The organism is Paenibacillus ottowii (assembly GCF_006874425.1).
GTDB lineage: Bacteria > Bacillota > Bacilli > Paenibacillales > Paenibacillaceae > Paenibacillus > Paenibacillus ottowii.
Map to the genome: position 1 here is coordinate 53,034 of NZ_VIJZ01000016.1, position 12,874 is coordinate 65,907.

Sequence of the window (12,874 nt, forward strand, 5' to 3'; positions counted from 1 at the left end):
ACATGAATAACGACCTTAATTTTATATATGTGATGTTTTATATAATTTTTTAGGTTGATTTATTATCATATATGACGTATTATATTCAATAACAGATCGCAAGTTAAAAAGGAGGGGCGTTCATCATCGACCTTACGGCAAGACAAGTAGAAATTTTAAATATCGTACAAAAGCATGCCCCGATTACGGGTGACCAGATTGCGGAAATGCTTAATCTCAGTAAGGCGACCATTCGGACCGACCTTTCCAAATTGGGCATTCTGAATTACATAGATGCAAAGCCCAAAGTCGGTTATTTTGTTGGAAAGCGGGGCACGCCGAACCGGGAGGAAAAATTCCGGCTTTTGCAAATGAAGGTCGGTGATCTTCACGGGGTTCCAGTCATCGTACGTGAAACAACCACAATTCAGGAAGCAGTCGTAGCCCTGTTTTTGGAAAATGTGAGCAATTTGATCGTCACTGATGAAGATGGGGATTTAGCAGGGGTAGCTTCCCGCAAGGATTTGCTCAAGGTCACGTTAGGCAATCCTAACGCAGCAACCATTCCTGTCAGTCTGGTGATGACCCGACAGGCGAATGTGGTCACTGTTTCCCCAGAGGATACCGTATTAGAGGCGGCACGCAAAATTATTGCCCGTCAAATCGACAGCCTGCCTGTCGTCGTCCCCTCGGATTCCAACAAACCAGGAGAGCACTGGAAAGTTGTGGGACGTATTACAAAAACAAATATTATTAAAATGTTGCTCGATATGGTAGCAGAGGATTAATGGGAGGAATCGAATGGTTCAGGCGAGCAGTCATTTTATAGCGATCTGTTCAGACTCGATTGGCGAGACGGCAGAAGCTGTCGTACAGGCGACCATGCGCCAATTTGAGTTACCAGACACAGAGATTAAAAGATTTATGAACGTGAGGGATGAAGACGAGCTGAGTCGGGTAATGGAGGAAGTTACCGAGCGTAAGGGCTTTGTAGCTTATACGCTGGTACAGCCAGAATTGAGAGAGGCCATGAAGGAGGAGGCTGTCCGGCTGAATGTGCGAGCAGTCGATATTATGGGACCGATGATGCAGGCGTTTGCTGATACGTTTCATAACGATCCCAAAGAAAAGCCTGGTCTACTACACCGGCTGGATGACAACTATTTTCGGCGTGTAGAGGCACTGGATTTTGCGGTTCAATATGATGATGGCAAAGATGTGAGCGCCATTCTCAAAGCAGATATAGTATTGCTGGGCGTGTCTCGTATCTCCAAAACTCCTTTATCTATGTTTCTCGCACATAAAGGTTATAAAACAGTTAACATTCCGATTGTACCGGAGCTGACACCGCCCGTTCAATTGAAGGACATTCAGCATGGCCGAGTGTTCGGATTGACGATCCAGCCGGAGCTGCTGTTGAAAATACGCAGTGAACGACTAAAGGTTATGGGGCTTCCTAATAATGTGCAGTATGCTACAGCGACAAGGGTGGAAGAGGAAATCGCGTATGCGCAGTCTTTGTTTAAAGAGCTGAATTGTCCGGTCATTGATGTTACAGATAAAGCAATTGAAGAGACAGCAGGCTTGATTGTCCGAATGTTGTAGAAGCGAAGTAACCTAGAAGTAGCTTATATAAAGAGAACATGAATCACAGGATACAGGAGTGTAAATATAAATGGCAGCAAAACTGCCCTGAAAATATTTATTTGCCTATGGGTACCCATTATATTTAGGAGAGGTGGAGGGATAAGTATGGAGAGTCAAATGGCATTGGAATTCGTTCGGGTAACAGAGGCAGCGGCACTGCAATCGGCACAATGGACAGGGCGTGGAGATAAGAATAGCGCGGACGAGGCGGCAACAGTAGCCATTCGTACTCTTTTTAACGCGGTATCCATGGACGGCACGGTCGTGATTGGCGAAGGTGAAATGGATGAGGCTCCCATGCTGTATATCGGGGAGAGAGTGGGCAATCGCAGAGGTCCAGCCATGGACATTGCTGTTGATCCTCTGGAGGGGACGGAAACGGTGGCGAACGGTTTAAATAATGCACTGTCGGTCATTGCTGCTGCACCTCGTGGGGGTCTACTTCACGCTCCAGATATGTACATGCAAAAATTAGCCGTGGGACCCGCATTGGCTGGCAAGCTGTCACTAGAGGAATCGATCCCGACCACATTGTCAAAAGCAGCGCGAATACTGGGGAAATCCTTGTCCGACCTTACGGTGTCGATTCTGGATCGTACCCGGCATGCCGGGATCATCCAGCTCTTGCGGGAAAGCGGTGTTCGGATCAAGCTGCTTGGTCATGGGGATGTGATGGGTGCAATTGAAACATGCCTGGATAGCGGTGTAGATTTGCATATCGGGTCTGGTGGCGCTCCTGAGGGCGTATTGGCTGCCGCAGCGCTAAAATGCATGGGTGGAGAAATACAGGGCCGCCTGCTGCCTCATGGAGAAGAAGAGATTGCACGTTGCCAGCGCATGGGTATTACTGATCCGGGGGCATTGCTGTCAATGGAGGATATGGTTGGACGCCAAGGCGTGATGTTTGTCGCTACAGGTGTGACGTCTGGTGAATGGTTGCAGGGTGTTCGTTCTCTGCCTGGTCACAGAGCTGAAACCCATTCAGTTGTAATGCATTCGGATACAAAAACGATTCGATTCGTGCGAAGTATTCATCATACAGCGGATTCTTCCGGTACGCTTGCGGCCGCGGCATCCTCTTGATCTTTGAAGTCAAGATTTACCTTACTGCTAAAATCAATCATAATCAACTTATAAAACAGCAAGTCTCTAACAACTGGGGACTTGCTGTTTGCTGTTACTGTTTTATAGGAGATGAAGGACTACAAAGCGGGGATATAAATTTCTAAAAAGCTTGCACTTTTGAAGTGAAAATAGAAACGTTTCTATTAGGATTTGAAAAGAAAAATTATAGTATCGGAAGAGAAAAATCGAATCGAACTAAATTTTTTAGACGAAGGGTCCAAGAAAGTTATGTATAATATAGTTCTTTAGAACCACAAATAAACTCCGTTTATTTAATATTTAAAAAGTTATTATATTGGGTTTATGTGAGCTTGTTTTAAATTAATTCCATTATATAGGATGTGGAGAGGGGGTGCGAAAAAAGGCGGAATTTGTCGGATGATATCAGGTTGAATTTGTTACATTTATGTTAATGGCATGTAAAGGTAAAATTGTTGTAGGAAAAGGGGTTTGAGCTTTTTTGTAAATCATAATGATTATAGTTTTACAAGATTCGTGAAAATCTGAAATTTTGTTTTGTATCTAATTAACAGTTCATAATGAGTAGCGAATGAAGGAAAAAAGTGAAATTGTGCTTTTGAAGTCGAGAAACATATGTAATAATATGGAATTTGTTTTATTTTTATGAAACCAATCAATTTAGCCCTTTTGTCCCATGCCAAGCGGTTTTAAAGTTTGTATATTTAAAAAAGCTAGAAAGTGTTGGAAGAAAAAAAGAGATATAAGGATTTATTGTAAAATTATGAACTGCATAGAGGATGGAGGAATTCATATGACGACTCGATCACAATCTTGGTTCGCGAAAACAGAGGTCCAACCAGCTGCAAAGCTTCAACTATTCTGTTTCCCCTACGCAGGTGGCGGCACTTACATATTTAACTCTTGGAAGTCCAGGCTCGCGCCCGATATTACCGTGCTGCCTATACAGCTCCCCGGACGTGAGAGCCGCTCAACTGAAGCTCCGATGGAAACTCTTCAAGATATTGTTCAATCCTTAGTTCCCGCCATAGCTCCCTACATTCATAAGCCGTTTGCTTTTTTTGGACACAGCATGGGGGCACTGATCGCGTTTGAAACAGCCCGGCATTTGCACAGCAAAACTGGAAAACTACCTGTGCATATTATCGTATCTGGTAAGTCTGCACCACATCTTCCCTACTCCAAAAAACAACTCCATGATTTAGCAGACGATTCTTTCACCGAAGAGCTACGCTTGATGCAAGGAACACCCGAAGAAGTGCTGCAAAATGCAGAATTGATGCAAATTATTATGCCTCGTCTGCGTGCAGATTTTAAAGTATGTGAAACTTATGTTTATCAGCCGGGAAATCCTCTAGTATGCCCAATGACAATTCTAGGGGGAGTGAAGGATTTTGAGGTTAGCACAGATTCGCTCCATGCCTGGCAGCAGCATACGACGTTCCCTATGGAAGTCCGAATGTTCGAAGGGAATCACTTTTTTATCCATGAACAAGAGCAAGAGGTTATGAGCGCAGTCGAGAACATTCTATCCGCATCCCCACCGAAGGCTCACGCTACGGCTGCTCATACTGCTTACAATACAAGTACTTAACAACCACGATTCAGACAGAGTTGAAAGACCTACACATCACGACACACTTCCGTTATCACCATCTCAACAATAATCGATAAAAATACCACCATGATGTATTTTCCAGCGCAGATGAGAATCCAATTTTTCTGTATAGACACTCATTCATACCAGACACAGAGACATCTTAATGACGTCCATTGCCAATCTAAAAAGTTCGCACTGGCTTAAAGTGTGAGCAACGAAAAAGAGGGATGCCTTTGTTTCGATCAAATTCTGCTTTTCGGAGACTCGCACGTTATATAAAACCATATAATCTATGGGTTTTTATATCAGTGACCGCCTCCTTATGTTTGGCAGCTATTGACATTATTTTGGGTAAGGCCATAGAGCAAATGGCACAGGGGACATTCTCCTCCACTCAAAACATGATCTATCTTGTTATTGGTATGACGCTTATTGGAATGCCCTGTAAGTTTGTGATGAGATACGCCTCAGCACGCTTTAGCGTTAGTGCTCTGCACGATTTGAGGGGCGATCTCGTACATAAGTTTTATGATTTACCGGTTTCCAGCGTGGAGAGGAAGTTCACTGGAGACCTGGTATCCCGCTTAACTAACAACACGGCGTTGTTACAAAACTTTTTTATCCAGCAGTTTGCCAATCTGTTTTATTTGCCGCTTGTGTTTATAGCATCATTCACGTTGCTTGTACTGACAAGTTGGAAACTGATTTTGGCAAGTCTTGCACTTATGTCTGTAGGGATGATCATCACATCACTGATGAGCAAGCCCATAAAAAAATACTCCGAAGAGCTTCAGGAGAAAATTGCTCATCTCAATGCGGTGGGGCAGGATGCGATTGGAGGCATTCCTATCGTCAAGGCATTCAATATGCAGGCTGTGCTATTGAAGAAGTATATGTTGATCACAGAGGAGGTCATCAAGCGTGGGCTGCGGCTGGAAAAGCGTTATGCGTTCATTACGCCGGTAGGTGTAATGATGCTGGCCACACCGATAATTTTGGTCATTGTGTATGGGGGATATCTGATTCAACAAGGTGAGCTGAATGCCGGAGGCATTGTCCTTTTTTTGTATCTGATTTCGTTCATCTTGCAGCCTGTTGCCATGCTGCCGACAATCATTTCGCAAATGAAGGAGGCGGAAGGAGCGGCAAAGCATTTGTTAGAGGTGCTGGATTGGCCGGATGAACGGCAAGACGGGAAAATCACTTCTATCAGTCAAGCTCAAGAGGATAAAACCCGCCGTTTGGAAGACGTTGCAGACAGCAACGATGACATCGCTGTAGTCAGCTTTGAGCATTTGACTTTTGGCTATAACGAAGGGAACCCGGTCCTGAAGGATATTAGTTTCCGGGTAGGGCAAGGAGAAACGGTTGCGATTGTTGGCGCCAGTGGTGGCGGTAAAAGCACCATTTTCAAGCTGCTTTGCGGATTCAATGAACCGGGAGTGCATGCTGGAACGGTTCAATTGTTTGGTAAGAATTTGACAGATTGGAATCTAACAAGCCTGCGCAGTCATATTTCGATGGTATCTCAGGAACCATCGCTCTTTCCGGCTACTATTGCAGAAAATATCGGATACGGGCGTCTGGAGGCGACTCGGAAAGAAATTGTCGAGGCGGCGAAAGCGGCACATGCGCATGACTTTATTGTTCAGCTGCCCGATGGCTATGAAACCCTGTTGAGCGAACGGGGAGGCGGATTGTCAGGCGGACAAAAGCAGCGAATTTCTATAGCAAGAGCATTGCTGAAAAATGCTCCGCTGCTTCTACTGGACGAGCCGACTTCAGCACTTGATAGCCAATCGGAGGCTCAGATACAGATTGCAATGGATGCGGCCATGCAAAACCGGACGGTACTGGTCATTGCTCATCGACTGTCAACCATACGTCAAGCAAACCGTATTATTGTACTCGACCAGGGACGCATCGTGGAATCGGGTACCCATGAAGAATTACTAGGTCGTGACGGTGTGTACCGAAAGCTGTATTTGCAAAATTTTGATGAAGGACAGCAAACGGGAGAAAACGGGTCTTCACTGCCTGAGGAAAGGAGTGAGCGTCGTGACCTTCAAGCAGGGGTTTTATGAATTTAAGCAATTAATGTCCCTGATGAAGCCGCACCGAAAATGGTATTTTACGGGGCTGGTTGGCAATAGCCTGACCAATGCCAGTATCACAATTTTGCTTTCTTTTGTGGTGCATTATTTGCTGAATTTTGCGGTTAATGGCGATGTACAGGAGCTATACCGAGCGGTCTATTTGGTCAGCGGTACATTTTTGGCTCTAAGCCTTATTTCCCCTCTGTGCAGCTATATGTATAAACGATGTGTCAAGCTCGCGATTGCCGATGTACGAATGAAGCTATTCGGTCATATGATCAAGCTATCCTATGAAAAAGCCGAAAAACACCATTCGGGCAATCTTGTATCCCGCATGACGAACGATGTACAGACGCTGGAGCAAGCTTACACTATTCATATCCGTTCGATTATACTGGAAACTTCGCTTTTCCTGGGCTCATTGGTCATCTTAATGGTGCTGGATTGGCGATTTGGGATTATGGCAGTTGTGCTTGGGCTAGCTTCAGCCTGGATCAATGCTCATTTCGCCAAGAAAATGCGACATATGAGTGAAGAATTACAGGGACGAATGAGCAGGTTTACCGAACGATTGAGTGATTTGCTTTCCGGTTTACAGATGGTGAAGTTGTTTGGGTTGAGGACAAAGGTAGGCGGACTCTGTAACAATGCAAGTGAGGACATAAAACGGATCAGTATCCGGCAGGGACGTCATATGGGCTTGCAGGATATGTGCAATTTTGTCATTGAATTCATCACGCTTGGCGGTGTGCTTGTCGCCGGATTGATCCTGGTTGCGCAGAAGCAAATGGAACTGGGAGTACTGGGACAGATTGTGCAGCTGCAAACCGGTATTTCAACGGTATTTTTGGAGCTGGGGGCGGCTGTATCATTGTTACAAAACTCCTTGGCAGGCTTGGCGCGAATCCGCGAAATTCTAAGTGAGTCGAAGGAAGAGGAGCAGTTCCCTGCGGCGAAACAGAAGGGTTCGCAGGCTGTGGACTCAGATCACACCATTGAACAGGTTCCGGCTGCGCTGGAGCTGCGCGATGTCACCTTTGGCTATCAGCCAGATCGTCCAACGCTGCGGAGATTGAACCTGGTGGTGCCGGAAGGGCAGGTAACTGCAATTGTCGGTCCGAGTGGTGGTGGCAAAAGCACCGTCATGAAGCTGCTGTTGGGATTTTATCCACCCGATGAAGGTGTGCTGCGGATTCGCGGCCGCATGGCAGAGGAATTTCGGCTAGACGAGGTTAGGGATTTAATGGCCTATGTACCACAGGAGGCTACGTTGTTCCACGGTACAGTAGCGGATAATATCCGCTTTGGCTCACCGGATGCCACGGATGATGAAATAAAGGCAGCGGCCAAGACAGCCTATGCCAGCGGCTTCATCGCCGAGCTACCGGAGGGCTACGATACGATTGTCGGTGAACGAGGAGCCAATTTGTCTGGCGGTCAAAGACAGCGGATTGCGATTGCTCGTGCTCTGCTCAAAAATGCACCGATTTTGCTGCTGGATGAGGCAACCTCGGCTCTGGATGCAGAGTCAGAATATGAAGTCCAGCAGGGCTTAAATGAGCTAATGAAGGATCGTACCACATTAGTGATTGCCCATCGATTATCTACAATTGAGCGGGCGGATACGATCTGTGTTCTTGCCGATGGCGAGCTTAAAGAGCAGGGCACCCATGAACAGCTTCTTGCCGAGGGCGGTCATTATGCAGAGCTGTATGAGCTCCAGTTTCGAAAGCATTTTGAGGAACAAACCGCATAAATATGCGAATTTTCATTTTACCAAATATCTATTTTGCGAGGAGAGAGACGAATGACACAACAAGATGTTCAATTGTTTTCCTTAAGCCAGCCACAGCAACGTATTTGGTATACGGAGCTTTTGTATCCTCATCGGAACACTTCAACCATTATTGCTACTGTAAAAATCAGAGGAACTGTTCGTATAGATGCATTACAACAAGCAATGAACCGGGTGATTGCCCAAAATGATTCCTTCCGCATCAAAATCACTGCTCAGGACGGAATCCCATATCAATATGTAGAGCCGTTTACAGAGGAAAGTATTGAAACGCTTCAAGTAACTCCGGAAGAAGCGAATGAATGGTTAAAACGCCATAATCCACAGCCGTTCTCATTGTTGAATTCGCAGCTGTACCGATTTGTTATTTTGCAGCTTGGGGTAGAAGAAACCTGGTTTAATTTTAAAATGCATCATATTATTTCGGACGGCGTGTCCATGAATCAGGCCATTAATGAAATTACCGGACACTATATGGATATTGTGCATGGTACAGGCCAAGATGCACCAATCAAGGGCAATCCTTATCTGGATTTTATTCAGGTAGAGCAAAGCTATGAGCAATCGGACCGCTATCAGAAGGACAAGGCGTATTGGACGGAGAAGTTTGCCGATTTGCCAGAGACCACAGGTTTAAAATCATATAACCCGCTGACACTGAGCACAGCTGCACGCCGGGAAAGTTTTATACTGGAACATGAATTGTATCGTGGTGTTACGGCTTTTTGCGAGGAGCATAAAATCAGTATTTTTACGTTCTTCCTGGCGGCTCTGTATATTTATTTGCATAAAGTGACAGGTGAGCAGGATCTAACTGTAGGGACACTCTATGCTAACCGTACGTCTAAGAAAGAAAAGGATACCATCGGCATGTTCGTCAGCACCGTGGCTACACGTCTGATGGTCGAACCGGAATCTGAGCTGTTGGCCTTCTTGCAGGGTGTAGGGAAGGAGCAGGCGTCCATTTTGCGGCATCAGCGTTACCCGTACAACAAAATTATTCAGGATTTACGCGAACAGCAAAGCAGTTTGGACATCCAGCGTCTGTTTGGTGCTTCCATTCAGTACCGTACCTTGAGTTTCTCGCGGTTTGATGAGGCGATTCAGCAGGTGGATAACGATTTCTGCGGAGATACAGTGAATGACTTCGATATTCACATGGTTGAAATGCTGGATGACGACAGACTCGTATTATACCTGGATTATCGTACCGAACTGTTTAGTGAACAGGAAATTGCTCGAATTATTCGACAATTTTTGAGCGTGGCGGAGCATATGGTACAGGGTCCACACAAGCGGATACAGGAATTGTCGCTAATCAGTGAGGAAGAACAGGCGCAAATCATCGACGTATTCAATGCCACAACAGTGGAATATCCACGCGAAGCAGGCATTCATGAACTGTTTGAGGAACAGGCAGCACGCACACCGAATCAGACAGCAGTTGTATCTGGAAACGCCCGTTTAACTTATGGCGAATTGGATGGAAAAGCTAACCGACTGGCTCATACACTGCGCGAGCACGGTGTTACTGCCGAACGCACGGTAGGTATCGTTGCTGAGCGTTCCGCAGATATGATCGTTGGTATGCTGGCGATTCTCAAAGCAGGCGGTGCATATGTGCCGATTGACCCTGATTATCCGGCTGAACGTGTACGCTACCTGTTGGAAGATTCGGGAGCGGAGTTGCTGCTGGTGCAGCATGCGGAACAGCAACCGGAGGATTACACCGGAATCGTGCTGGATTTGAGCGATGTGAATGTATACGGGGCAGAGAGTAACCAAGGCGTAAATAACGTACATGGGGAACAAAACGAAGCTTGTCATGCGGATTTTACATATTATACGGATCTGAAAAATGAGGATTCAATTGAATCATCTTCGTCTGTCGTAGGCCGCACTGCTGGAGAACAAAAATGTACATTTGGCAATCGACTAGCCTATCTTATGTACACTTCAGGCACGACCGGACAACCTAAAGGGGTTATGGTGGAGCATCGCAATGTTGTGCGTTTGGTGAAAAATACAAACTATGCGCAACTGGGTGTCAACACGCGCATTTTGCAAACCGGTGCCGTTGTTTTTGACGCGTCCACCTTCGAAATTTGGGGGGCGTTGCTGAATGGTGGACAGCTTGTGCTGGTAAGTCAGGATGTCATTTTGGATGCGCCGAAGCTCAAGGAAGCTGTCCGCAATCACGGTATTACAACAATGTGGCTGACTGCGCCACTCTTTAATCAGCTATCCCAGCAGGATCTGGAATTATTCGAGGGGGTACAAGAACTGTTGGTCGGCGGTGATGTGTTGTCCGTACCGCACATTAACCGAGTGCTGGAGGCTCATCCATCCCTACGGATTATCAACGGCTATGGCCCGACGGAAAATACAACTTTTTCTACAACTCATGCGATTGCTGGCGTGCAGTCCGAAGCAGTGCCGATTGGACGTCCGATCCACAACTCCACAGCGTATGTTGTAGATCGTTCCATGCAGCTCCAGCCTGTGGGGGCATGGGGTGAGCTGATTGTCGGCGGCGACGGGGTGGCACGTGGCTACCGAAACCGTCCTGATTTAACAGCTGAAAAGTTTATAGACAATCCGTTCCGCAGTGGAGAGCGCTGCTACCGTACAGGCGATTTGGTTCGCTGGAATGAGGACGGGACGCTCGAATACAAAGGACGGATCGACGCACAGGTGAAAATCCGGGGCTACCGGATTGAGCTAGGCGAGGTGGAAGCGCAGCTGTTGAAGCTGGAAGCGGTGCAAGAAGCCATCGTTATTGCACGTGAGGATGAACAGGGACAAAAACAGCTTTGCGCATATGTGGTCACCGTGGCGGATGTCGCGGCAAGTGAGCTGCGAAGCGCTTTGAGTCAGGAATTGCCGGGCTATATGGTGCCGTCGTATTTTGTACAGATGGAACAATTGCCATTGACACCAAATGGCAAAGTGGACCGGCGGGCATTGCCGCAGCCGGAGGGAAGCGTGGATTCCGGCGAGGATTATGTAGCCGCTCGTAATGAGGTAGAGCGAACGTTGGTATCGGTATGGCAGTCTGTACTGGGCATCGAACAGATTGGTGTGCTGGATAACTTTTTCCATTTGGGTGGCGACTCGATCAAGGCCATTCAGGTGTCTTCAAGACTGCTGCAAAATGGTTACAAGCTGGAAATGAGAGAGCTGTTCCAGTATCCAACGATTGCTGAGCTGAATGGACGGGTGCAACGGGTGACCCGCGTGTCGGATCAAGGAGAAGTCACTGGACATGTGGCCTTGACACCGATTCAACACTGGTTTATTGAACAGCAGCCCTCCCATCCTGAACACTACAACCAGGCTCTAATGCTGCACCGTGAGGATCGACTGGACGAAACAGCGCTTCGTCAGGCGGTGCAACGCATTGTTGAGCATCATGATGCTTTGCGCATCGTATTCCGCCAAGATGCAGACGGTGGGTACGCAGCATGGAACCGTGGCGTACAAGAAGGAGAGTTGTACAGCCTTGAAGTGGTGGATTATACAGATGAGCTTGACTTTGCTCATTTGCTGGAGAATAAGGCCAGCGAGATTCAAAGCAGCATCCGTCTAGATCAAGGCCCATTGGTGAAGCTGGGTCTGTTCCGTTGCAGCGATGGAGACCATTTGTTGGTGGCGATCCACCATTTGGTGGTCGACGGCGTGTCATGGCGTATTTTGCTGGAGGATCTGGCATCCGGCTATGAGCAGGCTTTACGGGGCGAGGCTGTCCGCTTGCCGAATAAAACGGATTCCTTCCGCCTGTGGGCAGATCAGCTGTCAGCTTATGCGAACAGCACCGCGTTAGAGAAGGAACGTGCATATTGGGAGCAGGTGGAGGAAGCGGGGAAGAGTCTGGCATCCTTGCCTAAGGATTACACTCGTAAATCTGAGGCTAAACCACAGCTTCGCGATGATCGGACACTAACCGTAGCGTGGACGGTCGAAGAAACAGAACAATTCTTGAAACACGCCCATCGGGCCTACCATACGGAAGCAAACGACCTGTTGCTGACAGCGCTGGGCACCGCTATTCAGGAATGGGCAGGCATTCGTCAGGTGCTTGTCAATCTGGAGGGGCACGGCCGGGAAGCGATTTTGCCGGATATGGATATTACGCGCACGGTCGGTTGGTTTACCAGTCAATTCCCGGTTGTGCTGGATATGGGCGAGGACCGGAATGTGGGACGGCGTATCAAGAACGTCAAGGAAGGACTGCGCCGTCTGCCGCATAAAGGGATTGGATACGGGATGTTGAGATATCTGGCGGACGGGGAAGGAAACGTAGCTTTTGTTGCCGAGCCGGAAATCAGCTTTAACTATCTTGGCCAATTCGATCAGGATTTAAAAAATAATGCATTCCGCATGTCTCCTTATTCCGTCGGAGCTTCCATAAGTGACACGTTGACCAAGCGGTATGCTCTGGATATCAACGGCATGATCACAGACGGTGCTCTAGAACTGACGATCAGCTACAGCAACAAAATGTTTATGAAAAAATCGATCAAAAAGCTGGCTGATCTGCTGCAGGAGAGCTTGCGTGAGGTGTTGGCTCACTGTGTGGCCAAAGAGCTACCAGAGCTGACACCAAGCGACTTGTCCTTCCAGGGACTGACGGCTGTAGAGCTGGATCATATT

The 12,874-nt window shown here is 47.2% G+C and carries 7 protein-coding genes; all 7 read left to right on the forward strand.

The window, feature by feature from the left end:
- Nucleotides 1-122 precede the first annotated feature (122 nt).
- Complete coding sequence (locus FKV70_RS24260) at nt 123-767, forward strand: helix-turn-helix transcriptional regulator (RefSeq protein ID WP_063213725.1); 645 nt, start codon at nt 123-125, stop codon at nt 765-767.
- Nucleotides 768-780: 13 nt separating this feature from the next.
- Nucleotides 781-1,584: a pyruvate, water dikinase regulatory protein gene (locus FKV70_RS24265; protein WP_142614827.1), complete on the forward strand. Its 804-nt coding sequence runs from the start codon at nt 781-783 to the stop codon at nt 1,582-1,584.
- Nucleotides 1,585-1,731: 147 nt separating this feature from the next.
- Nucleotides 1,732-2,709 (forward strand): class II fructose-bisphosphatase, encoded by a 978-nt coding sequence (glpX, locus tag FKV70_RS24270; protein WP_142614828.1) that lies wholly within the window; start codon nt 1,732-1,734, stop codon nt 2,707-2,709.
- An 814-nt stretch (nt 2,710-3,523) separates the two neighbouring features.
- A complete protein-coding gene (locus FKV70_RS24275; protein ID WP_142614829.1) occupies nt 3,524-4,324 on the forward strand; it encodes a thioesterase II family protein in 801 nt (266 codons plus the stop codon).
- A gap of 239 nt (nt 4,325-4,563) precedes the next feature.
- A complete protein-coding gene (locus FKV70_RS24280; protein ID WP_142614830.1) occupies nt 4,564-6,414 on the forward strand; it encodes an ABC transporter ATP-binding protein in 1,851 nt (616 codons plus the stop codon).
- Nucleotides 6,389-8,182, forward strand: coding sequence for an ABC transporter ATP-binding protein (locus tag FKV70_RS24285; RefSeq protein ID WP_142614831.1), 1,794 nt, complete (start codon nt 6,389-6,391; stop codon nt 8,180-8,182). The genes FKV70_RS24280 and FKV70_RS24285 overlap by 26 nt, the downstream gene beginning before the upstream one ends.
- Before the next feature lie 51 nt (nt 8,183-8,233).
- The coding region (locus FKV70_RS24290; RefSeq protein ID WP_142614832.1) for a non-ribosomal peptide synthetase at nt 8,234-12,874 on the forward strand (4,641 nt) is incomplete at its 3' end.